Raw genomic sequence first — 23,012 nt, 5'->3', positions numbered from 1 at the left:
GCAACATACCTACAGAAAAAGTCGAATTTCGGCTTTTTCTTATAGAAATAGTATAAAGGAGAAAACCATGGCAGTTATGAATATCGAGTATTACTCTGAAGTTTTGGATATGGAGTGGGGCGTTACCGTACTCTATCCAGATGCTAGTCGGGTAACAGAATCAGAGTGCACAGATATTCCTGTTCTTTATCTTTTGCACGGAATGTCAGGAAACCAAAATAGCTGGCTCAAACGTACCAATGTCGAACGCTTGTTGCGTGGAACCAATCTCATTGTTATCATGCCCAATACTAGCAATGGCTGGTACACAGATACTCAGTATGGCTATAACTACTATACTGCTCTAGCAGAAGAACTCCCCCAAGTCATGAAACGTTTCTTCCCCAATATGACCAGCAAGCGGGAAAAGACCTTCATAGCAGGTCTCTCCATGGGAGGATATGGTTCCTTCAAACTCGCTCTATCGACAAATCGTTTTTCTCATGCGGCTAGTTTTTCTGGTGCGCTCAGTTTTCAAGAATTTTCTCCTGAAAGTCAGGATCTGGGGTCACTTGCCTACTGGCGAGGAGTTTTTGGAGAGATTAAAGACTGGACAGCTAGCCCTCATTCGCTTGAAAGCACGGCTGCAAAATCTGATAAAAAGACCAAACTATGGGCTTGGTGTGGGGAACAAGACTATCTTTACTCAGCCAATAACCTCGCAGTGAAAAACCTCAAAAAACTAGGTTTTGAGGTGACCTATAGTCATAGTCCAGGTAAGCACGAGTGGTACTACTGGGAAAAACAATTGGAGCGTTTTTTAGCTACTCTACCAATTGACTTTGTCTTGGAAGAACGTTTATCTTAGTTTTAGGTTTCTTTCAGCTTTCTTCAGTAAAATAGAGAATCTATCTTGATCAAGGAGAATGTGATTTCAAGATAGGTTCTTATTTTTATGAAAGGTGGGGCGTCATGTTCTGGATTATTCGATTATTCTTCCGATTTCTTTTGGGAATTTGGCGTTTCTTCTGGCGTCTGGTTTGGACTGTGGTCATTCTACTGATCATTGCCTTTGGAGTGGTTTGGTATCTGACAGGTGATTTTCATTCTGCGGTCAATCAGGTTGAAAAAATGAGCAAGATTGGTCAAGGTGGCTGGAATCAATGGAAGGAGACGGGAACGCTGGAAGTCTTGTCTCAGACAGACAGTCACCAACATGCAGAAGGCAAGTGGGCTCAAGCCTCAGCTCGCATCTATATTGAGCCTCAAATGGATGAAACCTTCCAAGGTGCCTATGCAGAAGCCATAAAAAACTGGAATCAAACGGGAGCCTTTACCTTTGAGGTGGTTGCGGATCCTAGCCAGGCAGATATTGTGGCAAGTGAGATGAATGATGGATCGACCGCTGTAGCAGGTCAAGCCGAGAGTCAAACCAATTTGTTAACCAAACAATTTATATCTGTAACGGTTCGCCTGAATCACTATTATCTATCCAATCCAAACTATGGTTATTCTTATGACCGAATCGTGCACACGGCGGAGCACGAGCTGGGGCATGCCATCGGTTTGGATCATACCAACGAGACTTCTGTCATGCAGCCAGCAGGTTCCTATTATGGGATTCAGCCTCAGGATGTGACAGCTGTTCAAGAACTCTATTCCAGTAGCGACTAGATGAAGTCGGTGCAATCTGAAAAGAAATCAAAGCTCCTCCAACAAGTGATTGGTGGGGCTTTTTGTTCGTCCTGTTACGGCCTTTTTGCTATAATGGAACTATGAATAACTTGATCAAATCAAAACTAGAGCTCCTACCGACCAGCCCTGGTTGTTACATTCACAAGGATAAAAATGGCACCATTATCTATGTAGGAAAGGCTAAAAATCTGCGCAACCGTGTGCGCTCCTATTTCCGTGGAAGTCACGATACCAAGACTGAGGCTCTGGTATCTGAAATTGTGGATTTTGAATTTATCGTCACTGAGTCCAATATTGAGGCACTTCTCCTAGAAATCAACCTGATCAAGGAAAATCAGCCCAAGTACAATATCATGCTCAAGGATGATAAGTCCTATCCTTTCATTAAAATCACCAATGAGCGTTATCCTCGATTGATTATCACCCGTCAGGTCAAAAAGGATGGTGGTCTTTATTTTGGTCCTTATCCAGATGTGGGGGCAGCCAATGAAATCAAGCGACTGCTGGATCGGATTTTTCCTTTTCGCAAGTGTACTAATCCACCGTCTAAGGTCTGTTTTTACTACCATATCGGCCAGTGTATGGCCCATACCATCTGTAAAAAAGATGAGTCCTATTTCAAGTCCATGGCTCAGGAGGTTTCTGATTTCCTAAAGGGACAGGATGACAAAATCATCAATGACCTCAAGGGCAAGATGGCAAAGGCAGCTCAAAGTATGGAGTTTGAACGTGCGGCGGAATACCGTGATCTGATTCAGGCCATTGGAACGCTTCGGACCAAGCAACGGGTTATGGCAAAGGATCTCCAAAATCGAGATGTCTTTGGCTACTATGTGGACAAGGGTTGGATGTGTGTTCAGGTTTTCTTTGTCCGTCAGGGAAAACTCATCGAGCGGGATGTCAATCTTTTCCCTTATTACAACGATCCGGATGAGGACTTCTTGACCTATGTGGGACAATTCTATCAAGAAAAATCCCACCTGGTTCCCAATGAGGTGCTGATTCCGCAAGATATCGATGAAGAAGCCGTTAAGGCCTTGGTGGATACCAAGATTTTCAAGCCCCAACGTGGAGAGAAAAAGCAGCTGGTCAATCTAGCCATAAAAAATGCCCGTGTTAGTCTGGAGCAGAAGTTCAATCTGCTGGAAAAATCTGTCGAAAAGACCCAAGGAGCTATTGAAAATCTGGGACGCTTGCTCCAAATCCCGACCCCAGTACGTATCGAGTCCTTTGATAACTCTAATATCATGGGAACTAGTCCTGTTTCAGCCATGGTGGTCTTTGTCAATGGCAAACCGAGTAAAAAAGACTACCGTAAGTACAAAATCAAGACTGTCATTGGACCTGATGATTATGCGAGTATGCGAGAGGTTATTCGCAGACGTTATGGTCGAGTTCAACGTGAGGGTTTAACCCCGCCAGATTTGATTGTCATTGATGGGGGGCAAGGTCAAGTCAATATCGCTAAGCAAGTTATTCAAGAAGAGCTAGGTTTGGATATCCCAATTGCAGGTCTGCAAAAGAATGACAAGCACCAAACCCATGAATTGCTCTTCGGAGATCCACTGGAAGTGGTGGAGTTGTCTCGCAATTCTCAGGAATTTTTCCTGCTTCAACGCATCCAAGATGAGGTGCACCGCTTTGCTATCACCTTCCACCGTCAACTGCGCTCAAAAAATTCCTTTTCTTCACAACTGGATGGGATTGACGGTCTGGGACCTAAACGCAAACAGAATCTCATGAAGCATTTTAAATCTCTGACTAAAATCAAGGAAGCTAGTGTGGATGAAATTGTCGAAGTGGGTGTGCCAAGAGCAGTCGCAGAAGATGTGAAAAGAAAGTTGAACCCTCAGGAAGAAGTGGAATTGGCTCAAGTAGCAGAAGAGAGAGTAGATTACCAAACGGAAGGAAACTATCATGAACCATAAAATCGCAATTTTATCAGATATTCATGGCAATGCGACGGCGCTAGAAGCAGTGATTGCAGATGCTAAAACTCAAGGAGCCAGTGAATATTGGCTCATGGGAGACATTTTCCTCCCTGGTCCAGGTGCAAATGATCTGGTTGCTCTGCTAAAGGATCTGCCTATCACAGCAAGTGTTCGAGGCAATTGGGATGATTGTGTCCTTGAGGCTTTAGATGGGCAATATGGCTTAGAAGACCCACAGGAAGTCCAGCTCTTGCGTATGACACAGTTTTTGATGGAGCGAATGAATCCTGCAACGATTGTCTGGCTACGAAGCTTGCCTATGCTGGAAAAGAAAGAAGTTGACGGACTGCGCTTTTCTCTCTCTCATAATTTACCTGACAAAAACTATGGGAGTGACTTACTGGTTGACAATGATACAGATAAATTTGACCAACTCCTAGATGATGAAGTTGACGTGGCAGTCTATGGTCATGTTCACAAGCAGTTGCTTCGTTATGGCAGTCAAGGGCAACAAATCATCAATCCAGGGTCGATTGGCATGCCCTATTTTAATTGGGAGGCGTTAAAAAATCACCGTGCCCAGTATGCCGTGATAGAAGTGGAAAATGGGGAATTGGTAAATATTCTATTCCGAAAAGTTTCCTATGATTATGAAGCAGAGTTAGAATTAGCCAAGTCCAAGGGTCTTCCTTTTATCGAAATGTATGAAGAACTACGTCGAGATGACAACTATCGAGGGCACAATCTAGAACTCTTAGCTAGTTTAATTGAAAAGCATGGGTATGTGGAGGATGTGAAAGAATTTTTGGAGGCTATAAAGTCAGAATATAAGGTAGACTAGTTTCTTTACCCCCTGAAAAATAGTTGGAACTGGATGAGGAAAAATCTGATTTTAATGATAAGTTTAAATCCAGGGCTTCATCCGTGTTCCAATTTCTTTCTATGAAAAATCTCTGCAAGCTCTTTCAAAATATGGTAGAATGGATGCAGTAGAATTAGAAAAGGAAATCGATTATGAAATTTCTTGAGTTAAATAAAAAACGTCATGCGACTAAGCATTTTACTGATAAACCAGTAGATTCCAAAGATGTGCGTACGGCTATCGAAATCGCAACATTGGCCCCAAGTGCACACAACAGCCAGCCATGGAAATTTGTGGTTGTTCGTGAGAAAAATGCTGAATTGGCAAAATTGGCTTATGGTTCGAACTTTGAACAGGTATCATCAGCGCCTGTAACCATTGCCTTGTTTACCGACACAGATTTGGCTAAACGTGCTCGTAAGATTGCCCGAGTTGGCGGCGCTAATAACTTCTCTGAAGAGCAACTTCAATATTTCATGAAGAATTTGCCTGCCGAGTTTGCGCGTTACAGTGAACAACAAGTCAGCGACTACCTAGCCCTCAATGCAGGTTTGGTTGCCATGAACTTGGTTCTGGCTCTGACAGACCAGGGAATCGGTTCTAACATTATCCTTGGATTTGACAAATCAAAAGCCAACGAAGTTTTGGACATTGAAGACCGATTCCGCCCAGAACTCTTGATTACAGTGGGTTACACAGATGAAAAATTGGAACCAAGCTACCGCTTGCCAGTAGATGAAATCATTGAGAAAAGATAGAAGGAAGAAAAAATGACAGCAATTGATTTTACAGCAGAAGTAGAAAAACGCAAAGAAGACCTCTTGGCTGACTTGTTTAGCCTTTTGGAAATCAACTCCGAACGTGACGATAGCAAGGCCGATGCTGAGCATCCATTTGGACCTGGTCCAGTAAAAGCCTTGGAAAAATTCCTTGAAATCGCAGACCGCGATGGTTATCCAACTAAAAATGTCGATAACTACGCAGGACATTTTGAGTTTGGTGAAGGAGAAGAAGTTCTCGGAATCTTTGCTCACATGGACGTGGTGCCAGCTGGTAGCGGTTGGGACACGGACCCTTATACACCAACTATCAAAGATGGTCGCCTTTATGCGCGTGGAGCTTCAGACGACAAGGGTCCAACAACAGCTTGTTACTATGGTTTGAAAATCATCAAAGAATTAGGTCTTCCAACTTCTAAAAAAGTTCGTTTCATCGTCGGAACAGATGAAGAATCAGGTTGGGCAGACATGGACTACTACTTTGAACATGTAGGACTTGCGAAACCAGACTTCGGTTTCTCTCCAGACGCTGAATTCCCTATTATCAATGGTGAAAAAGGGAATATTACGGAATACCTCCACTTTGCAGGTGAAAATACAGGTGCTGCTCGCCTTCACAGCTTCACAGGTGGATTGCGTGAAAACATGGTACCTGAATCAGCAACAGCAGTCGTTTCAGGTGACTTGGCTGACTTGCAAGCCAAACTAGATGCCTTTGTTGCAGAACACAAACTCAGAGGAGAAATTAAAAAAGAATCTGGCAAATACAAGGTGACAATCATTGGTAAATCAGCTCATGGTGCTATGCCAGCTTCAGGTGTCAATGGTGCGACCTACCTGGCCCTCTTCCTCAGCCAATTTGACTTTGCTGGACCAGCCAAAGACTACCTCGACATCGCTGGTAAGATTCTCTTGAATGACCATGAGGGTGAAAATCTCAAGGTTGCTCATGTGGATGAAAAGATGGGTTCCCTTTCTATGAATGCGGGTGTCTTCCGCTTTGATGAAACAAGTGCTGACAATACGATTGCTCTTAACTTCCGTTATCCAAAAGGAACAAGCCCAGAGCAAATCAAGTCAATCCTTGAAAACTTGCCAGTGGCTTCAGTTAGTCTTTCTGAACACGGCCATACCCCTCACTATGTGCCAATGGAAGATCCGCTTGTGCAAACCTTGTTGAATGTCTATGAAAAACAAACTGGTCTTAAAGGCCACGAACAAGTCATTGGTGGTGGAACCTTTGGTCGCTTGCTGGAACGTGGGGTTGCCTACGGTGCTATGTTCCCGGACTCAATCGATACCATGCACCAAGCCAATGAATTTATCGCCTTGGACGATCTCTTCCGAGCAGCAGCAATTTATGCAGAAGCTATTTATGAATTGATCAAATAAAACGATAGAAGTCTGAGATTGTATGCTTGGACTTCTTTTTGGAGGGAAAACAGATGTCTCAAATTGAAAGAATCAAGCAAGCCATTATGGCGGATCCGCAAAATACCAGCTATACAGAATGCGGAATCGAACCTCTCTTTGTGGCGCCAAAAACTGCCCGTATCAATATTGTCGGTCAGGCACCGGGGCTTAAAACACAAGAAGCTGGGATTTATTGGAAGGATAAGAGTGGCGATCGCTTGCGTGAGTGGCTAGGTGTGGATGAGGACACCTTTTACAACTCAGGTTATTTCGCAGTATTGCCCATGGATTTCTACTTTCCGGGGCATGGCAAGTCAGGCGACCTTCCACCTCGTACAGGTTTCGCAGAAAAATGGCATCCAGAGCTCTTGAAGGAATTACCCGATATTCAGTTAACCCTCTTGATTGGCCAATATGCCCAAGCCTACTATTTACAGGATAAAATCAGTGGCAAGGTGACAGAGCGGGTAAAACATTACCAGAACTATCTGCCAACCTATTTTCCTCTGGTTCACCCCTCACCGCGAAATCAAATCTGGATGGCTAAGAATCCTTGGTTTGAGTCAGAAGTGGTGCCCGATTTGAAAAAAAGAATTAAAACGATTTTATAGTCAATGAAAATCAAAGAGCAAACTAGGAAGCTAGCTACAGGCTGCTCAAAGTACAGCTTTGAGGTTGCAGATACAACTGACGAAGTCAGCTCAAAACACTGTTTTGCGGTTGTGGATAGAACTGACGAAGTCAGTAACCATACCTACGGTAAGGTGAAGCTGACGTGGTTTGAAGAGATTTTCGAAGAGTATTAGGAGAAAAAGAATGAAAGAAATAGCCTTCGATGAATTTTACCAGCTTTACCAGAAAGAGTCCCTTTCCGTTTTAGACGTGAGAGAAGCAGAAGAGTTCGAGACGCTTCATTTAGAAGGTGCTCAGAACCTACCACTTAGTCAATTAGCTGATATCTATGATCAGTTGGATAAGGACCTCTTGCATTATGTCATTTGTAAATCTGGGATGAGATCAGCGCGTGCTTGTCAATTTCTAGCTGAACAGGGTTATGACGTTATCAATGTCCAAGGTGGAATGACGGCCTTTGAAAATCTTTAAAGCTATATAGCGATAGATCCTAATCTTCCCTTGCTCGGTTCCAACTGAGTGAGGGATTTTTGTTTTTAGATAATTCTTATTTTTAAAAATATTGAAAACATTCAATGATTAATTTTGGATACTTTTTTCAGAGTCTTAATCATGGTATACTAGGTCAGTATTTTAGAAATATGAAGGAGATTATTATGGCTAAAAAAGGTGCCCTAACAGGCTTGCTCCTGTTTGGAATATTTTTTGGTGCGGGGAACTTGATCTTTCCGCCTTCTCTAGGTGCTTTATCTGGAGAACAATTTCTTCCTGCCATCGCAGGTTTTGTCTTTTCAGGTGTCGGCATTGCCGTCTTGACACTTATTATTGGAACCCTAAACCCTAAAGGATATATTCACGAGATTTCTAAGAAAATCTCACCTTGGTTTGCGACGCTTTATCTTGCAGTCCTCTATCTATCAATTGGCCCCTTCTTTGCCATTCCGCGTACAGCCACAACAGCTTATGAAGTTGGGATTAGCCCCCTCTTGTCGGATGCTAATAAAGGTCTAGGGTTGATTATCTTTACCGTGCTGTATTTTGCGGCAGCGTATTTGATTTCACTCAATCCATCAAAAATCTTGGATCGAATTGGACGTATTTTAACGCCAGTCTTTGCCTTATTGATCGTTATCTTGGTTGTACTAGGTGCCTTCAAATATGGTGGAACAAGCCCTCAAGCGGCTTCAGCTGCTTATCAAGCTTCTGCCTTTGGTACAGGATTCCTAGAAGGTTATAACACCTTGGATGCCCTTGCCTCAGTAGCTTTTAGTGCGATTGCTGTTCAAACCTTGAAACAACTTGGATTCTCCAGTAAGAAAGAATACATTTCAACTATTTGGGTGGTTGGTATCGTTGTAGCTCTTGCCTTTAGCGCTCTTTACATTGGTTTAGGATTCCTTGGAAATCACTTCCCAGTACCAGCAGAAGTGATGAAGGGTGGAACACCAGGTGTTTATATCTTGTCGCAAGCAACTCAGGAAATCTTTGGTTCAACAGCTCAACTCTTCCTTGCTGTTATGGTAACTGTAACCTGCTTCACAACGACAGTTGGATTGATTGTGTCGACAGCGGAGTTCTTTAACGGACGTTTCCCACAAATCAGCTACAAGGTCTATGCCACTGCCTTTACCTTGATTGGGTTTGCCATTGCAAATCTTGGTCTTGATGCAATCATTAAGTACTCAGTTCCAGTATTAGTAATCTTGTACCCAATCACCATCGCCATTGTGATGATCGTGATTGTTAATAAGTTTGTAGCCCTATCAAAACCGGGCATGCAGTTAACTATTGGGCTTGTTACAGCTATTGCTCTTGCAAGTGTCCTTGGAAGTTCCTTTAAGATTGAGTTTCTAGAAAATCTGATTAATGCCCTTCCGTTTGCGTCAGCCTCTCTTCCATGGCTAGTGCCAGCTATTATCGGAATCTTGCTTTCATTGGTTCTACCAAACAAACAAGAGAGTGACGTTTTTGAGATGGAATAAAAAAACCTTGGCATAAGCCGAGGTTTTTTATTTTTGTAAAAGACACTTAGTTAGTTTTTTCAGTATATCCAAGATCTTTTAACATTTTCTTAGAAGCAGTAAAGCTAACATAGTTACCTACGCCTGAGTATTCTTCTGGTAAGGCTTTTCTAAGTTCGTCAATACTTGCGACTGTGAAGTCGACTTCAGCATCTTGAACGACCTTCCCATCTTTGATTTTGATGCTATGAGTAACACCTTTGAGGCCTTGATATCCTTTATAAGTTTTTTCAACAAATGCTTTAAGAGTTTCAGCAGTAGTATCAAGAGCCTCTGGATCATAGACATTATGACCTGATTGTTTCAATACTTTGTCTCCCTCCACAGTGTAGGTTAAAGTAGAATTAAAGCCAGTACGAGTATCATTTACAAAGGTCACAGTTTTTACTTCAGATTTGTTTTCTGTAGCTTGCTGGCTAGTAGATTCTACCTGAGTAGTTTCACTTTTTGCTGAGCTAGTTGATGAGGTTGTTGATTGTTTTGAACATCCCAATAAGATAGCTAATGGTAGAGCTATACAAAGAGTCATTTTAAAATATTTGTTCATGTCTTTTCCTTTCATAATCAAAGTATTTTGTATTATAACATGATTCTACTACAAAATCAACTAGACCTCCCCTCTCATCTGACTTGACATGACAATGAACAGAAACTAGTCTGACGATTAAAGTTTTGTCTCTATTTGTTTCAAAAATCTTTTATCATATGGCTTTATAAGGGTGTGAAGTTTTAAATGCACTTTTTATGGGATTTGGAGGAATCTATTGAACTCATCGGTTAGGGATGTAACAAAATACCCCAAGAGTCAGAGTTGTGTCTAACTTTTGGGGTGGACCTACACTAGTCTATATGAAATTTTGGGAGATTAGTTCGTCTTCTCTGTGAATCCCATTTTTTCCAGTGCTTTTTTAGAATTTGAGAAACTGACACGATTACCGATACCAGAATATTCTTCAGGAAGTGCTTTTCTAAGTTCGCTAATGCTTGCAACTGAGAAGTCAACTTCTAGATCTTGAACAACTTTTCCATCTTTGATTTCAATCGTTTGTTTAACACCTTTGAGTCCATTATAACCTTTGTACTTTTCTTCGATAAAACTCTTGACATCTTCTGGAGTTGCACCAAGGATTTCAGGATCAGCAATGTTATGAGCTGATTGCTTGATAACATTGTCGCCGTCTACAGTATAAACCAAGGTAGAAGTGATTCCAGAATTGCTTTTGTTGACAAAAGTATGTGTCTTAGTTGTTTCTTTCTTTTCAGATGATTGTTTGCTGCTTTGTTTGCTCTCACTTGACTGAGTTGTTGTGTCTTCTTTAGAACTGCTGTTGGTAGGTGTTGACGCTTGTTTGGAACATCCGAGCAGGAGAACAAGTGAAGCCACAAGGGCTAGTGATACTTTAAAGTATGATTTCATATTTGTTACTTTCCTTTCATAATCAAAGTATTTGTATTATAACATGGATCTATAGTGAAAGCAACTAAACACAGTTTTTCTCCTTTTGAGAAGGAGTCTGACTAGAAAAATGTTATAATGGTAGGAAAGAGGTGAAGAAATGAATCTAACTGTAAACTATATCAAAGAATTAACTGCTATTGCATCTCCAACGGGCTTTACTCGTGAGATTTCAGACTACCTAGTCCATACTTTAGAAGAGCTTGGTTACCAGCCTATTCGAACTGCTAAGGGTGGTGTCAATGTTACTATTAAAGGTCAAAATGATGACCAACACCGCTATGTGACTGCCCATGTGGATACGCTGGGTGCTATTGTCCGTGCTGTCAAACCGGATGGCCGTCTCAAATTGGATCGTATCGGTGGTTTCCCTTGGAACATGATTGAGGGAGAGAACTGTACGGTTCATGTGGCTAGTACAGGTAAAACGGTATCTGGAACTATCCTCATCCACCAGACATCTTGCCATGTCTACAAAGATGCGGGAACTGCAGAACGTACGCAGGACAATATGGAAGTGCGTTTGGACGAAAAAGTGACCAATGAAAAGGAAACGCGCGCCTTGGGTATTGAGGTCGGTGATTTTATCAGCTTTGATCCACGTACTGTCGTGACAGAGACTGGTTTTATCAAGTCCCGTCATTTGGATGACAAGGTCAGCGCAGCAATTTTGCTCAATCTTCTTCGTGTTTATAAGGAAGAGGGGATTGCATTGCCAGTAACAACTCATTTTGCTTTTTCAGTCTTTGAAGAGGTGGGTCACGGTGCAAACTCCAATATTCCAGCTCAGGTAGTGGAATATCTAGCTGTAGATATGGGAGCTATGGGCGATGACCAGCAGACGGATGAGTATACAGTGTCTATCTGTGTCAAGGACGCTTCAGGTCCCTATCACTATGACTTCCGTCAACACTTGGTAGCTTTGGCGAAAGAGCAAGATATTCCATTTAAGCTCGACATCTATCCATTTTACGGATCGGACGCTTCAGCAGCTATGTCAGCAGGAGCAGAGGTCAAACACGCCCTCCTTGGAGCTGGTATTGAATCCAGTCACTCTTACGAACGAACACACATTGATTCGGTCGTAGCGACTGAGCGTATGGTTGATACCTATCTCAAGAGTGCATTGGTAGACTAATATGTGCTTGATTTGTCAAAGAATTGAATGGATCAAGGAAGGGGAAAATCCCTACTTTATAAAAGAACTAGAAACAGGCTATGTTGTTATTGGAGATCACCAATACTTTAAGGGCTATACCTTATTTCTGGCAAAAGAGCATGTCACAGAACTCCACCATATGGAGACTTCTGTAAAACTTCGCTTTTTAGAGGAAATGAGTTTGGTCCAAGAAGCAGTCGCCAAAGTATTTGAGGCTGAAAAGATGAATATTGAACTCCTAGGAAATGGTGATGCCCACGCTCACTGGCACCTCTTTCCAAGACGGTCAGGTGATATGAGAGGGCATGGATTGAATGGCCGTGGGCCAGTCTGGTGGGTGCCATGGGAAGAAATGGCGGCAGAAGATTGCCAAGTGAAATCCCATGAGTTGGAACAAATGATTAAAGCCTTATCCGATGAATTAGAGAAGCACGTGGTCTAAGAGAGGAAGGAAAAATGAAAAAAAGATACATTGTTTTATCTGGTTTGCTGGCAGTAACCCTAGCAGCATGTTCTCAAGAAAAACCTAAAAATGAAGAAAACACTCAAAAAACGGAACAAACTAGTCAACCTGAAGGAACTGTAGGAAGCAAATCCCAAGCCTCTAGTCAGAAGAAGGCAGAAGTTGTCAATAAGGGAGACTACTATAGTATTCAAGGGAAGTACGATGAAATCGTCATAGCTAATAAGCACTATCCTTTGTCAAAAGACTATAATCCTGGAGAAAATCCAACAGCTAAAGCAGAGTTGCTGAAGCTCATTGCAGCAATGCAAGCAGCTGGCTACCCAATCAGCGATCACTACAGTGGTTTTAGAAGTTATGAAACTCAAACCAAACTTTATCAAGACTATGTGAATCAAGATGGTAAGGAAGCTGCTGATCGCTACTCAGCTCGCCCAGGTTATAGTGAACACCAAACAGGTCTTGCATTTGATTTGATCGGGACTAATGGAGAATTAGTGACAGAGGAGAAGGCAGCCCAGTGGCTCTTGGATCATGCGGCTGACTATGGCTTTGTTGTTCGCTATCTCAAAGGCAAGGAAAAAGAGACTGGCTACATGGCGGAAGAATGGCATCTGCGCTACGTCGGAAAAGAAGCCAAAGAAATTGCTGCAAGTGGTCTCAGTTTGGAAGAGTACTATGGCTTTGAAGGCGGAGATTACGTCGATTAAAAAAGTAATTTTTCTCTTGCATTTTTAGATAAATAGTGTATAATAGAAAGGTATGTGTAAAGCATACTTGTGGGAGGTAAAAATCTTTAATTACCGCCAAAACCACAAAGGAGGATTTAAAAATGGCTAAAAAAGTCGAAAAACTTGTAAAATTGCAAATCCCTGCTGGTAAAGCTACACCAGCTCCACCAGTTGGACCTGCTCTTGGTCAAGCTGGTATCAACATCATGGGATTCACAAAAGAGTTCAACGCTCGTACAGCTGACCAAGCTGGTATGATCATTCCAGTTGTTATCTCAGTATACGAAGACAAATCATTTACTTTCGTTACAAAAACACCACCAGCTGCTGTTCTTTTGAAAAAAGCTGCAGGTGTTGAAAAAGGATCAGGTACACCTAACAAAACTAAAGTTGCTACAGTTACTCGTGCACAAGTACAAGAAATTGCAGAAACTAAGATGCCAGATTTGAACGCAGCAAACATTGAGTCTGCAATGCGTATGATCGAAGGTACTGCTCGTTCTATGGGATTCACTGTTGTTGACTAATCAATAACACCCCCAATATAACCCGCAAGACTTCATCATTTCGAGAAGTGACGTGGGAGATGAAAATCGATTGAACCACTTACAAGGAGAATAGAAAATGGCTAAAAAAAGCAAACAACTTCGTGCTGCTCTTGAGAAAATCGACAGCACAAAAGCATACAGTGTAGAAGAAGCTGTAGCACTTGCAAAAGAAACTAACTTTGCAAAATTTGACGCAACTGTAGAAGTTGCTTACAACTTGAACATCGACGTTAAAAAAGCTGACCAACAAATCCGTGGCGCAATGGTATTGCCAAACGGTACAGGTAAAACTTCACGCGTTCTTGTTTTCGCACGTGGTGCAAAAGCTGAAGAAGCAAAAGCTGCTGGTGCAGACTTTGTTGGTGAAGATGACCTTGTTGCAAAAATCAACGACGGTTGGTTGGACTTCGACGTAGTTATCGCTACACCTGACATGATGGCTCTTGTTGGACGTCTTGGACGTGTCCTTGGACCACGTAACTTGATGCCAAACCCTAAAACTGGTACTGTAACAATGGATGTTGCTAAAGCAGTTGAAGAGTCTAAAGGTGGTAAAATTACTTACCGTGCAGACCGTGCAGGTAACGTTCAAGCAATCATCGGTAAAGTATCATTTGAAGCTGAAAAATTGGTTGAAAACTTCAAAGCTTTCAACGAAACAATCCAAAAAGCAAAACCAGCTACAGCTAAAGGAACTTACGTAACAAACTTGACTATCACAACTACTCAAGGTGTTGGTATCAAGGTTGACGTAAACTCACTTTAATCAGTAGTTTATAAAAGAAAGGACGAGTGCGAAAGTGCTCGTTTTTTTATGAGTATGACCTTTTAGAAAAATCAGCTCATTGATCAGGTTTATAGCAATAGTGCTTTTCCTCTTCTTCTTTCACAGAAAATATGCTATAATAGAGAGTAAAAAACTTTGAAAGAAAGAAAAAGATGAATTTAAAAGATTATATCGCAACGATTGAAAATTATCCTAAGGAAGGTATTACCTTCCGTGATATCAGCCCTTTGATGGCAGATGGAAATGCTTATAGCTACGCTGTTCGTGAAATTGTTCAGTATGCAACAGACAAGAAGATCGACATGATTGTTGGGCCAGAGGCTCGTGGATTTATTGTTGGCTGCCCAGTTGCTTTTGAGTTGGGAATTGGCTTTGCACCTGTTCGTAAACCAGGGAAATTGCCACGTGAAGTCATTTCTGCTGACTATGAGAAAGAGTACGGTATTGATACCTTGACCATGCATGCTGATGCGATTAAGCCAGGTCAACGTGTTCTCATCGTAGATGATCTTTTGGCAACAGGTGGAACTGTCAAGGCAACCATTGAGATGATTGAAAGACTTGGTGGAGTTGTAGCCGGTTGTGCTTTCTTGATTGAGTTGGATGAGCTTAAAGGCCGTGAAAAAATCGGAGACTACGATTACAAGGTACTTATGCATTATTAATGAAAAACAGTCCTTGGGGCTGTTTTCTCTTCTTTTGCTATATAAATTAACTATAGCTAGTTAGAGAAAAACTATAATTGAAAACTATATCTTCATACAGTATAATATAGGGAAGAAGTATTTGGAGGTTTTTACTTTCAAACAGACAAGATCATTCCCGAAATAGAGAACTGTTAGGAGGGTATTATGCCGATTCGACTTGATAAAAAATTACCAGCTGTTGAGATTTTAAGGACAGAAAACATCTTTGTTATGGACGACCAACGGGCCGCTCATCAGGATATTCGCCCCTTGAAGATTTTGATTTTAAATCTCATGCCCCAAAAGATGGTGACAGAAACGCAACTCTTGCGGCACTTGGCTAATACACCGTTGCAATTAGATATTGATTTCTTATATATGGAGACGCATCATTCAAAGACAACCCGTGCCGAACATATGGAAACCTTCTATAAGACCTTTCCAGAGGTCAAGGATGACTTTTTTGATGGAATGATTATCACGGGAGCACCAGTAGAGCATTTGCCTTTTGAGGAGGTAGATTACTGGGAGGAATTTAAACAGGTCATCGAATGGTCCAAGACGCATGTTTTTTCAACACTCCATATCTGTTGGGGAGCTCAAGCAGGTCTTTATGTTCGTTATGGCGTTGAAAAGCACCAGATGGATCGGAAACTATCAGGCATTTATCCACAGGACACCTTGAAAGAAGGGCACCTTCTTTTTAGAGGTTTTGATGATCGCTATGTAGCTCCTCATTCTCGTCATACGGAGATTTTAAAAGAAGAAATCTTAAACAAGACCAATCTGGAGATTCTGTCAGAAGGTCCTGAAGTTGGGGTTTCTATCCTAGCTAGTCGAGATTTGCGTGAGATTTATAGTTTTGGTCATTTGGAGTACGATCGTGACACTTTGGCAAGAGAGTATTTTCGTGATTATGAGGCGGGACTCGACCCTCATATCCCAGAGAACTACTTTAAAAATGATGATGTAAATGAGACGCCCTGTCTCTGTTGGTCTTCATCAGCTGCCCTCTTTTTCAGCAATTGGGTAAACTATGCAGTTTATCAAGAAACCCCTTTTGATTGGAGAAAGGTAGAGGATGATGCGGCTGCATTTGGATATCTATAAGAGGAATTATGACATATTTTGACGCTTTTAAATCAGGGAACTTGGTTTTGCCAAGTGCCCTGCTCTTGCATTTTAAGGAACTCTTTCCTTCCAGCGAAGATTTTCTCGTCTGGCAATTTTTCTATTTACAAAATACCACAGCCCTAGGAGATGTTTCGCCTAGTCAGATTGCTGAAATCATTGGGAAAGAGGTTGCAGATGTCAACCAATCTATTTCAAATTTGACTGAAAATGGTTTGCTACAATATCGGACCATTGAACTAAATGGGGAAATTGAGCTGATTTTTGATGCTAGTTTGGCTTTTGAACGCTTGGATAGCTTGCTAGACAACCAAACTCCAGATACAACTGCCCCAAATCCGCAGAATCAGTTGAAGGATCTGGTTGAAACTTTCCAGCAGGAATTGGGACGCTTATTAACGCCATTTGAAATCGAAGATCTTTCTAAGACTGTCAAAGAAGATGGAGTTAAGGCGGATTTGATCAAGGAGGCTCTCCGAGAGGCCGTTCTCAATGGCAAGCCAAACTGGAAATATATTCAGGCAATCCTACGAAACTGGCGCCATGAAGGCATTCAGTCTGTGGCTCAGGTAGAGGCCAAACGAGCAGAGCGAGAAGCCAACAATCCCAAACAAGTTCAGGCTTCGGCTGATTTCCTCGATGCCATGAATTTGTGGCAAGATTAGTCGCTTGAAAAATCTTGAAAATTAGAGTAAGGTTTGCAAGCTCCTTATAAATATGATAGAATAATAGTGAATAAAATGAAAAAAGAGGTATGTGAAATGTCACGTAAACCATTTATCGCTGGTAACTGGAAAATGAACAAAAATCCAGAAGAAGCAAAAGCATTCGTTGAAGCCGTTGCATCAAAACTTCCTTCATCAGACCTTGTTGAAGCAGGTATCGCAGCTCCTGCAGTTGATTTGACAGCTGTTCTTGCTGCTGCTAAAGGTTCAAACCTTAAAGTTGCTGCTCAAAACTGCTACTTTGAAAATGCAGGTGCGTTCACTGGTGAAACAAGCCCACAAGTTTTGAAAGAAATCGGTACGGACTACGTTGTTATCGGGCACTCAGAACGTCGTGACTACTTCCATGAAACTGACGAAGATATCAACAAAAAAGCAAAAGCAATCTTTGCAAATGGTATGCTTCCAATCATCTGTTGTGGTGAATCACTTGAAACTTACGAAGCTGGTAAAGCTGCTGAATTCGTAGGTGCTCAAGTATCTGCTGCATTGGCTGGATTGACTGCAGAACAAGTTGCTGCATCAGTTATCGCTTATGAGCCAATCTGGGCTATCGGTACTGGTAAATCAGCTTCACAAGACGATGCACAAAAAATGTGTAAAGTTGTTCGTGACGTTGTAGCTGCAGACTTCGGTCAAGAAGTTGCGGACAAAGTTCGTGTTCAATACGGTGGTTCTGTTAAACCTGAAAACGTTGCTTCATACATGGCTTGCCCAGACGTTGACGGTGCCCTTGTTGGTGGTGCGTCACTTGAAGCTGAAAGCTTCTTGGCATTGCTTGATTTTGTAAAATAATCTCAGTTATTCCAGACAGTCTGCTAAGACTGTCTTTTTTTTAAAGACTGTATATTTTTCTTAAATTATCAGTCAATTACAACTTTTTTAATATGGGTTAATTTTCTTGCTTTTGTCTACTAGGAGTAGTATACTGAGATAGTAATCAATAAATATGGTTGCAAAAATAATATTATGAGGTGATCAAAATGGTTGAATTGAAAAAAGATGCATTAAAAGACGTTACAACATTATCTAAAACAGCGCCAGTAGCATTGGCAAAAACAAAAGAAGTATTGAACCAAGCAGTAGCAGACTTGTATGTGGCTCACATTGCCCTTCACCAAGTTCACTGGTATATGCGTGGTCGTGGTTTCCTCGTATGGCATCCAAAAATGGATGAATACATGGACAGCCTTGATGGTTATCTTGACGAAATCAGCGAACGTTTAATTACCCTTGGTGGCAAACCTTATTCAACTTTGACAGAATTCCTTCAACACAGTGAAATCGAAGAAGAAGAAGGAGAATTCCGTAACGTTGAAGAAAGCTTGGAACGTGTTCTAGCGATTTACCGCTACCTCATCGCTCTTTTCCAAAAAGCTTTGGATGTGACAGATGAAGAAGGCGATGATGTTACAAACGATATCTTTGTTGGGGCTAAGGCTGAACTTGAGAAAACAGTTTGGATGCTTGCAGCAGAACTTGGACAAGCTCCTGGTTTGTAAAATATAGTTGCTACCCCTTTTATCATGAGGCGCTTGATAAGTGCCCATGACCAATCATCTTTTAAAAGTCATGTAACTGTAAACAGTTGCATGATTTTTTTGTCTGCTGGACTTAGGACACATTGTCAAAAGTAGGATTTTACGGTATAATAGTTGCTGTTCAATAACATATGAATTTTAAAGAATAATTGTTAGTTTTAGGAGGACTTATGAACAACTTACCAAATTGCCCAAAATGTAATTCAGAATATGTCTACGAAGACGGAAGTCTCTTGGTCTGCCCAGAGTGCGCCTATGAGTGGAACCCTGCAGAAGTTGCAGAAGTAGAAGAAGGTGTTGTTGCTATCGATGCCAATGGAAATAAATTGGCTGACGGCGATACTGTAACCCTTATCAAGGACTTGAAAGTAAAAGGTGCGCCAAAGGATTTGAAACAAGGAACTCGCGTTAAAAATATCCGTATCGTAGAAGGTGACCACAACATCGACTGTAAGATTGATGGTTTTGGAGCCATGAAACTCAAGTCAGAATTTGTTAAGAAAATCTAGCCATGAAACTGAACTACAAATTTATCTTTTATAGTCGTGTGCTCTTGTTCTTAGCGGCATTTACAGGAGTTTATTTGGAGATTACCAAGCACGGTGGCTTTGGTATGCTCCTTTACTACACGGTGTTGTCCAATCTTTTGGTAACGATTTTCACGGGCTATCTGCTCCGTGTGATGAGCCGTTCAGGTGAAAATTGGCAAAGTCCGACATTGCTTCGTCTCAAGGGTGGTGTTACCATGAGTATCATGATTACCTGTGTGATTTACCATTTTATGCTTGCTCCGATTGCGACAGACTTTTACCGTGTGGAAAATTTCCTTTGCCACTATATCGTTCCACTCTGGTTTTTAGCCGACACCCTCTTCTTTGATAAACGGGGTCAATACAAGATCTGGGATCCAGTTTTGTGGACCATCTTGCCCTTGGTTTATATGATTTTTGCCTTGTTTAATGGCCTGGTCTTAAAACTCAATATTCCGAATTCCAAGGACAATCCCTTCCCTTATTTCTTTTTAAATGTGAACAAGGGTTGGGACGTGGTTATCAAATGGTGTTTGATCATTTTTGCGGCGTATATGGTTGCAGGCTTCATCTTCTATCTGATCAAGCAAATCAAGCGAAAATAGTCTTCCTATGAGGAAAGTTAGGACGGAGTCTCTAGTTCAATCAGGCTCCTTCTTTTCTTGCCATCTTCCTTTTAAAAGGATCAACAGTGAGAAATATATAGAAAGAAAATCCATGAAACAATATTTAGAACGGGCTAGTATTTTGGCCCTCTCCCTCGTTTTGATTACCTCCTTTTCCATCTCAAGTGCTCTGCCAGCCATGTTTGACTATTATCAAGGCTACCCAAAAGAACAAATCGAGCTCCTGGTCAGTCTCCCTTCTTTTGGAATCATGATTATGCTGATTTTAAATGGGTTTTTGGAGCGTTTGCTTCCTGAGCGACTTCAGATTAGTCTGGGACTTCTCATCCTCTCTATCGGTGGAACAGCTCCCTTCTGGTATCAGGATTATAACTTTGTCTTTGCTATGCGGATTTTATTTGGCTTGGGTGTTGGGATGATCAATGCCAAGGCTATTTCCATCATCAGCGAACGCTATCATGGAAAGACACGGATCCAGATGCTGGGTCTCCGCGGATCAGCGGAAGTTGTCGGGGCGTCGATTTTGACTCTAGTGGTAGGTCAACTCTTATCCTTGGGATGGACAGTGACCTTCTTGGCCTACAGTGCGGGATTTTTAGTATTGATTCTTTATCTGCTCTTTGTCCCTTATGGGAAAGAGAAGAAGGAAACAAAGAAAAAAGAGGCCGAAACGACTCGTTTGACAGGACAGATGAAAGGCTTAATTTTTCTATTGGCTGTCGAAGCAGCAGTTGTAGTCTGCACTAACACAGCTATCACCATTCGTATTCCTAGTCTGATGGTGGAAAGAGGTCTAGGGGATGCCCAGTTATCGAGTTTGGTTTTAAGTATCATGCAGTTGATTGGTATCTTGGCAGGTGTGAGTTTTTCTTTCTTTATCTCTCTATTTAAAGAAAGGTTGCTCCTTTGGTCAGGTATCACCTTTGGATTGGGGCAGATTGTGATTGCCTTGTCTCCGTCATTGGGTGTGATGGTAGTTGGAAGTGTTGTGGCAGGTTTTTCTTACAGTGTGGCCTTGACCACTGTCTTTCAGCTTCTTTCTGAAAGAATCCCAGCCAAGCTCCTTAATCAGGCAACATCTTTTGCAGTGCTAGGATGCAGCTTTGGAGCCTTTACGACACCTTTCATTCTTGGGGCGATCGGCTTGGTGACTCAAAACGGTATGTTGGTCTTCACCATTCTAGGATGCTGGTTGATTGTCACTTCTATCTTTGTTATGTACGCACTTCAAAAGAGAGCTTAGGATTGGTTTCCTAAGTTTTTCTTTCCGGGAATTTTGTACCCAGACAATTATTGGTTTTTAAACTTGTTTACACTTTTATTTCCTGATAAAATAGAAGTTATGACAAGATATAAAGCAACTATTTCTTATGATGGTTTTGCCTTTGCCGGTTTTCAGCGCCAGCCTCATGCGCGGAGCGTTCAAGAGGAAATCGAAAAAACCTTAACCAGACTCAATAAGGGGCAAGCCATCACTGTTCATGGTGCTGGTAGGACGGATAGTGGGGTCCATGCTCTTGGTCAGGTTATTCATTTTGACCTGCCCTATCAGATGGATGAGGAAAAACTCCGTTTTGCTCTGGATACCCAGTCACCTGAAGATATCGATGTGATTTCGATTGAGATTGTGGCGGATGATTTTCATTGCCGTTATGCAAAACATAGCAAGACCTATGAGTTTATCGTGGATAGGGGCCGTCCCAAAAATCCGATGCGCCGTCACTACGCTACTCACTTTCCCTATCCGCTCGACGTGGAACGAATGCAGATGGCAATCAAAAAGCTAGAGGGAACCCATGATTTCACCGGTTTTACAGCATCTGGGACCAGTGTAGAGGACAAGGTTCGGACCATCACAGAAGCAAGTCTAACAGTTGATGAGACAGGGCAGTTTTTGACCTTTAGCTTTTCAGGGAATGGTTTCTTGTATAAGCAGATTCGCAATATGGTAGGAACGCTGCTCAAAATCGGAAATAATCGAATGCCAGTTGAGCAGATTGACTTGATTTTGGAGAAGAAGGACAGGCAGCTAGCAGGTCCAACGGCTGCACCAAATGGTTTGTATTTAAAGGAGATTCGTTATGAAGAATAATCGTATTTTAGCCCTTTCTGGGAATGATATTTTTAGTGGCGGTGGATTATCAGCTGATCTTGCCACCTATACCTTAAACGGCTTGCATGGCTTTGTAGCAGTGACTTGTTTGACGGCCTTGACCGAAAAGGGGTTTGAAGTCTTTCCAACTGACGATGCCATTTTTCAACATGAATTGGATAGCTTGCGTGATGTCGAGTTTGCAGGGATTAAGATTGGCCTTCTTCCTACTGTCAGTGTGGCTGAGAAGGCCTTGGACTTTATCAAGCAACGTCCAGGAGTGCCTGTGGTATTGGACCCCGTTTTGGTCTGCAAGGAAACGCACGATGTAGCTGTTAGTGAACTCTGTCAAGAGTTGATTCGTTTTTTCTCTCATGTCAGTGTGATTACGCCAAATCTTCCTGAAGCAGAATTATTGTCTGGTCAGGAAATTAAAACATTGGAAGACATGAAAGCTGCAGCGCAGAAATTGCATGATTTAGGAGCGCCAGCAGTCATTATCAAGGGAGGCAATCGCCTCAGTCAGGACAAGGCCGTAGATGTCTTTTATGATGGACAAAATTTTACAGTTCTAGAAAATCCTGTCATTCAAGGCCAAAATGCTGGTGCAGGATGTACCTTTGCCTCAAGCATCGCCAGTCACTTGGTTAAAGGTGATGAACTTTTACCAGCAGTAGAGAGCTCGAAAGCTTTCGTTTACCGTGCTATTGCACAAGCAGATCAATATGGAGTAAGACAATATGAAGCAAACCAAAACAACTAAAATCGCACTTGTATCCCTCTTAACCGCCCTTTCTGTGGTTCTAGGTTATTACTTGAAAATTGGAACGGCAACAGGAATATTGACTCTCTTGGATGCAGGTATTTTCTTTACTGCCTTTTACTTTGGTAGTAAAGAAGGAGCTGTCGTTGGAGGACTAGCAGGATTCCTGATTGACCTTTTATCAGGCTTTCCACAGTGGATGTTCTTTAGCTTGATAAACCATGGCTTGCAAGGATTTTTTGCAGGTTTTAAAGGGAAATGGCAATGGTTGGGCTTAGTCTTAGCTACAATCGTCATGGTAAGTGGCTACGCTCTGGGCTCTACCCTAATGAATGGCTGGTCAGCAGCCTTACCAGAAATCCTACCAAACTTCCTGCAAAATACTCTGGGTATGATTGTAGGGTTTGTAGTCTTTCAGAGTGTCAAGAAGATAAAATAAAAAAGTCAGCTTCAATAGCTGA

At 41.9% G+C, this 23,012-nt stretch carries 27 protein-coding genes; 25 read left to right on the top strand and 2 right to left on the bottom strand.

What is annotated here, in order from left to right; translation table 11 throughout:
* The first annotated feature begins 67 nt into the window (after positions 1–67).
* The 9 genes from D8863_RS06200 (at position 68) to brnQ (ending at position 9,274) form a co-directional block, all read left to right on the top strand.
* Positions 68–847 carry an alpha/beta hydrolase gene (locus tag D8863_RS06200; protein ID WP_125441397.1) on the top strand — a complete coding sequence of 260 codons (780 nt, stop codon included), beginning with the start codon at positions 68–70 and terminating at the stop codon, positions 845–847.
* A 104-nt stretch (positions 848–951) separates the two neighbouring features.
* The gene (locus D8863_RS06195; protein ID WP_044021172.1) at positions 952–1,653 is read left to right on the top strand and encodes a M57 family metalloprotease; all 702 of its coding nucleotides are present in this window, start codon (positions 952–954) and stop codon (positions 1,651–1,653) included.
* 101 nt (positions 1,654–1,754) lie between these two features.
* Positions 1,755–3,602 carry an excinuclease ABC subunit UvrC gene (gene uvrC, locus D8863_RS06190; RefSeq protein ID WP_125441396.1) on the top strand — a complete coding sequence of 616 codons (1,848 nt, stop codon included), beginning with the start codon at positions 1,755–1,757 and terminating at the stop codon, positions 3,600–3,602.
* Positions 3,592–4,446 carry a metallophosphoesterase family protein gene (locus D8863_RS06185; protein ID WP_125441395.1) on the top strand — a complete coding sequence of 285 codons (855 nt, stop codon included), beginning with the start codon at positions 3,592–3,594 and terminating at the stop codon, positions 4,444–4,446. Before uvrC ends, D8863_RS06185 begins: the two co-directional genes overlap by 11 nt.
* 173 nt (positions 4,447–4,619) lie before the next feature.
* Entirely contained in the window at positions 4,620–5,225 is a 606-nt protein-coding gene (locus D8863_RS06180; RefSeq protein ID WP_125441394.1) for a nitroreductase family protein, read from the top strand.
* A gap of 12 nt (positions 5,226–5,237) precedes the next feature.
* On the top strand, positions 5,238–6,638 hold the full coding sequence (gene pepV / locus D8863_RS06175; RefSeq protein WP_084877822.1) for a dipeptidase PepV: 1,401 nt from the start codon (positions 5,238–5,240) through the stop codon (positions 6,636–6,638).
* Between the two features lie 53 nt (positions 6,639–6,691).
* Positions 6,692–7,270, top strand: a complete 579-nt coding sequence (locus D8863_RS06170) for a uracil-DNA glycosylase family protein (RefSeq protein ID WP_125441393.1) — start codon at positions 6,692–6,694, stop codon at positions 7,268–7,270.
* Between the two features lie 205 nt (positions 7,271–7,475).
* Complete coding sequence (locus D8863_RS06160; protein ID WP_125441392.1) at positions 7,476–7,763, top strand: rhodanese-like domain-containing protein; 288 nt, start codon at positions 7,476–7,478, stop codon at positions 7,761–7,763.
* Between the two features lie 185 nt (positions 7,764–7,948).
* Entirely contained in the window at positions 7,949–9,274 is a 1,326-nt protein-coding gene (brnQ, locus tag D8863_RS06155; RefSeq protein ID WP_185761456.1) for a branched-chain amino acid transport system II carrier protein, read from the top strand.
* Between the two features lie 46 nt (positions 9,275–9,320).
* Here the strand turns inward: brnQ and D8863_RS06150 are convergent, their stop codons facing one another.
* Together D8863_RS06150 and D8863_RS06145 are read right to left on the bottom strand one after the other, a co-directional pair.
* The gene (locus D8863_RS06150) at positions 9,321–9,860 is read right to left on the bottom strand and encodes a DUF1307 domain-containing protein (RefSeq protein WP_125441411.1); all 540 of its coding nucleotides are present in this window, start codon (positions 9,858–9,860) and stop codon (positions 9,321–9,323) included.
* A gap of 318 nt (positions 9,861–10,178) precedes the next feature.
* On the bottom strand, positions 10,179–10,730 hold the full coding sequence (locus tag D8863_RS06145) for a DUF1307 domain-containing protein (protein ID WP_000844332.1): 552 nt from the start codon (positions 10,728–10,730) through the stop codon (positions 10,179–10,181).
* A 139-nt stretch (positions 10,731–10,869) separates the two neighbouring features.
* On the opposite strand from D8863_RS06145, the gene D8863_RS06140 reads away from it, so the two are divergent.
* From D8863_RS06140 to D8863_RS06065, 16 genes are all read left to right on the top strand, one after another.
* The gene (locus D8863_RS06140; RefSeq protein WP_084860186.1) at positions 10,870–11,907 is read left to right on the top strand and encodes a M42 family metallopeptidase; all 1,038 of its coding nucleotides are present in this window, start codon (positions 10,870–10,872) and stop codon (positions 11,905–11,907) included.
* 1 nt (position 11,908) lies between these two features.
* Positions 11,909–12,370 carry an HIT family protein gene (locus D8863_RS06135; RefSeq protein WP_125441390.1) on the top strand — a complete coding sequence of 154 codons (462 nt, stop codon included), beginning with the start codon at positions 11,909–11,911 and terminating at the stop codon, positions 12,368–12,370.
* Positions 12,371–12,384: 14 nt separating this feature from the next.
* A complete protein-coding gene (ldcB, locus tag D8863_RS06130; RefSeq protein WP_061453363.1) occupies positions 12,385–13,101 on the top strand; it encodes an LD-carboxypeptidase LdcB/DacB in 717 nt (238 codons plus the stop codon).
* Between the two features lie 122 nt (positions 13,102–13,223).
* The gene (gene rplK, locus D8863_RS06125; RefSeq protein ID WP_001085808.1) at positions 13,224–13,649 is read left to right on the top strand and encodes a 50S ribosomal protein L11; all 426 of its coding nucleotides are present in this window, start codon (positions 13,224–13,226) and stop codon (positions 13,647–13,649) included.
* A gap of 97 nt (positions 13,650–13,746) precedes the next feature.
* Positions 13,747–14,436 carry a 50S ribosomal protein L1 gene (gene rplA, locus D8863_RS06120; RefSeq protein ID WP_001085675.1) on the top strand — a complete coding sequence of 230 codons (690 nt, stop codon included), beginning with the start codon at positions 13,747–13,749 and terminating at the stop codon, positions 14,434–14,436.
* A gap of 173 nt (positions 14,437–14,609) precedes the next feature.
* On the top strand, positions 14,610–15,122 hold the full coding sequence (locus D8863_RS06115; RefSeq protein ID WP_001049316.1) for an adenine phosphoribosyltransferase: 513 nt from the start codon (positions 14,610–14,612) through the stop codon (positions 15,120–15,122).
* A 186-nt stretch (positions 15,123–15,308) separates the two neighbouring features.
* Entirely contained in the window at positions 15,309–16,253 is a 945-nt protein-coding gene (gene metA, locus D8863_RS06110; RefSeq protein WP_033583487.1) for a homoserine O-acetyltransferase MetA, read from the top strand.
* An 8-nt stretch (positions 16,254–16,261) separates the two neighbouring features.
* Entirely contained in the window at positions 16,262–16,939 is a 678-nt protein-coding gene (locus D8863_RS06105; protein ID WP_070535625.1) for a DnaD domain-containing protein, read from the top strand.
* A gap of 96 nt (positions 16,940–17,035) precedes the next feature.
* Positions 17,036–17,794 (top strand): triose-phosphate isomerase, encoded by a 759-nt coding sequence (gene tpiA, locus D8863_RS06100; protein WP_000087899.1) that lies wholly within the window; start codon positions 17,036–17,038, stop codon positions 17,792–17,794.
* Positions 17,795–17,982: 188 nt separating this feature from the next.
* The gene (locus D8863_RS06095; protein WP_038804896.1) at positions 17,983–18,501 is read left to right on the top strand and encodes a Dps family protein; all 519 of its coding nucleotides are present in this window, start codon (positions 17,983–17,985) and stop codon (positions 18,499–18,501) included.
* A gap of 209 nt (positions 18,502–18,710) precedes the next feature.
* Positions 18,711–19,049 (top strand): zinc ribbon domain-containing protein YjdM, encoded by a 339-nt coding sequence (locus D8863_RS06090; protein WP_001061600.1) that lies wholly within the window; start codon positions 18,711–18,713, stop codon positions 19,047–19,049.
* A 2-nt stretch (positions 19,050–19,051) separates the two neighbouring features.
* Positions 19,052–19,675 (top strand): Pr6Pr family membrane protein, encoded by a 624-nt coding sequence (locus D8863_RS06085; protein ID WP_000775204.1) that lies wholly within the window; start codon positions 19,052–19,054, stop codon positions 19,673–19,675.
* A gap of 112 nt (positions 19,676–19,787) precedes the next feature.
* On the top strand, positions 19,788–20,939 hold the full coding sequence (locus tag D8863_RS06080; protein WP_125441389.1) for an MFS transporter: 1,152 nt from the start codon (positions 19,788–19,790) through the stop codon (positions 20,937–20,939).
* A 99-nt stretch (positions 20,940–21,038) separates the two neighbouring features.
* Complete coding sequence (gene truA / locus D8863_RS06075; RefSeq protein ID WP_125441388.1) at positions 21,039–21,788, top strand: tRNA pseudouridine(38-40) synthase TruA; 750 nt, start codon at positions 21,039–21,041, stop codon at positions 21,786–21,788.
* Positions 21,778–22,551 carry a bifunctional hydroxymethylpyrimidine kinase/phosphomethylpyrimidine kinase gene (locus tag D8863_RS06070; RefSeq protein WP_125441387.1) on the top strand — a complete coding sequence of 258 codons (774 nt, stop codon included), beginning with the start codon at positions 21,778–21,780 and terminating at the stop codon, positions 22,549–22,551. The genes truA and D8863_RS06070 overlap by 11 nt, the downstream gene beginning before the upstream one ends.
* The gene (locus D8863_RS06065) at positions 22,529–22,990 is read left to right on the top strand and encodes an ECF transporter S component (RefSeq protein WP_125441386.1); all 462 of its coding nucleotides are present in this window, start codon (positions 22,529–22,531) and stop codon (positions 22,988–22,990) included. The genes D8863_RS06070 and D8863_RS06065 overlap by 23 nt, the downstream gene beginning before the upstream one ends.
* The last annotated feature ends 22 nt before the right edge of the window (positions 22,991–23,012 follow it).

It is taken from the genome of Streptococcus oralis (genome assembly GCF_003943825.1).
Classification (GTDB): Bacteria; Bacillota; Bacilli; order Lactobacillales; family Streptococcaceae; genus Streptococcus; species Streptococcus oralis_CD.
Note: the sequence above shows the minus strand (reverse complement) of the source record. Positions and strands in the feature narration are given on the sequence as shown.

Excerpts from the sequence above, each read along its gene's own strand:
- D8863_RS06095 (WP_038804896.1), top strand. The coding sequence starts at position 17,983 with ATGGTTGAATTGAAAAAAGATGCATTAAAAGACGTTACAACATTATCT.
- D8863_RS06185 (WP_125441395.1), top strand. The coding sequence starts at position 3,592 with ATGAACCATAAAATCGCAATTTTATCAGATATTCATGGCAATGCGACG.
- D8863_RS06200 (WP_125441397.1), top strand. The coding sequence starts at position 68 with ATGGCAGTTATGAATATCGAGTATTACTCTGAAGTTTTGGATATGGAG.
- D8863_RS06085 (WP_000775204.1), top strand. The coding sequence starts at position 19,052 with ATGAAACTGAACTACAAATTTATCTTTTATAGTCGTGTGCTCTTGTTC.
- D8863_RS06195 (WP_044021172.1), top strand. The coding sequence starts at position 952 with ATGTTCTGGATTATTCGATTATTCTTCCGATTTCTTTTGGGAATTTGG.
- D8863_RS06170 (WP_125441393.1), top strand. The coding sequence starts at position 6,692 with ATGTCTCAAATTGAAAGAATCAAGCAAGCCATTATGGCGGATCCGCAA.
- D8863_RS06070 (WP_125441387.1), top strand. The coding sequence starts at position 21,778 with ATGAAGAATAATCGTATTTTAGCCCTTTCTGGGAATGATATTTTTAGT.
- pepV (WP_084877822.1), top strand. The coding sequence starts at position 5,238 with ATGACAGCAATTGATTTTACAGCAGAAGTAGAAAAACGCAAAGAAGAC.
- D8863_RS06105 (WP_070535625.1), top strand. The coding sequence starts at position 16,262 with ATGACATATTTTGACGCTTTTAAATCAGGGAACTTGGTTTTGCCAAGT.
- tpiA (WP_000087899.1), top strand. The coding sequence starts at position 17,036 with ATGTCACGTAAACCATTTATCGCTGGTAACTGGAAAATGAACAAAAAT.
- D8863_RS06160 (WP_125441392.1), top strand. The coding sequence starts at position 7,476 with ATGAAAGAAATAGCCTTCGATGAATTTTACCAGCTTTACCAGAAAGAG.
- D8863_RS06080 (WP_125441389.1), top strand. The coding sequence starts at position 19,788 with ATGAAACAATATTTAGAACGGGCTAGTATTTTGGCCCTCTCCCTCGTT.
- metA (WP_033583487.1), top strand. The coding sequence starts at position 15,309 with ATGCCGATTCGACTTGATAAAAAATTACCAGCTGTTGAGATTTTAAGG.
- ldcB (WP_061453363.1), top strand. The coding sequence starts at position 12,385 with ATGAAAAAAAGATACATTGTTTTATCTGGTTTGCTGGCAGTAACCCTA.
- brnQ (WP_185761456.1), top strand. The coding sequence starts at position 7,949 with ATGGCTAAAAAAGGTGCCCTAACAGGCTTGCTCCTGTTTGGAATATTT.
- rplK (WP_001085808.1), top strand. The coding sequence starts at position 13,224 with ATGGCTAAAAAAGTCGAAAAACTTGTAAAATTGCAAATCCCTGCTGGT.
- D8863_RS06150 (WP_125441411.1), bottom strand. The coding sequence starts at position 9,860 with ATGAACAAATATTTTAAAATGACTCTTTGTATAGCTCTACCATTAGCT.
- D8863_RS06145 (WP_000844332.1), bottom strand. The coding sequence starts at position 10,730 with ATGAAATCATACTTTAAAGTATCACTAGCCCTTGTGGCTTCACTTGTT.
- D8863_RS06140 (WP_084860186.1), top strand. The coding sequence starts at position 10,870 with ATGAATCTAACTGTAAACTATATCAAAGAATTAACTGCTATTGCATCT.
- rplA (WP_001085675.1), top strand. The coding sequence starts at position 13,747 with ATGGCTAAAAAAAGCAAACAACTTCGTGCTGCTCTTGAGAAAATCGAC.
- D8863_RS06115 (WP_001049316.1), top strand. The coding sequence starts at position 14,610 with ATGAATTTAAAAGATTATATCGCAACGATTGAAAATTATCCTAAGGAA.
- D8863_RS06180 (WP_125441394.1), top strand. The coding sequence starts at position 4,620 with ATGAAATTTCTTGAGTTAAATAAAAAACGTCATGCGACTAAGCATTTT.
- D8863_RS06090 (WP_001061600.1), top strand. The coding sequence starts at position 18,711 with ATGAACAACTTACCAAATTGCCCAAAATGTAATTCAGAATATGTCTAC.
- D8863_RS06065 (WP_125441386.1), top strand. The coding sequence starts at position 22,529 with ATGAAGCAAACCAAAACAACTAAAATCGCACTTGTATCCCTCTTAACC.
- uvrC (WP_125441396.1), top strand. The coding sequence starts at position 1,755 with ATGAATAACTTGATCAAATCAAAACTAGAGCTCCTACCGACCAGCCCT.
- D8863_RS06135 (WP_125441390.1), top strand. The coding sequence starts at position 11,909 with ATGTGCTTGATTTGTCAAAGAATTGAATGGATCAAGGAAGGGGAAAAT.
- truA (WP_125441388.1), top strand. The coding sequence starts at position 21,039 with ATGACAAGATATAAAGCAACTATTTCTTATGATGGTTTTGCCTTTGCC.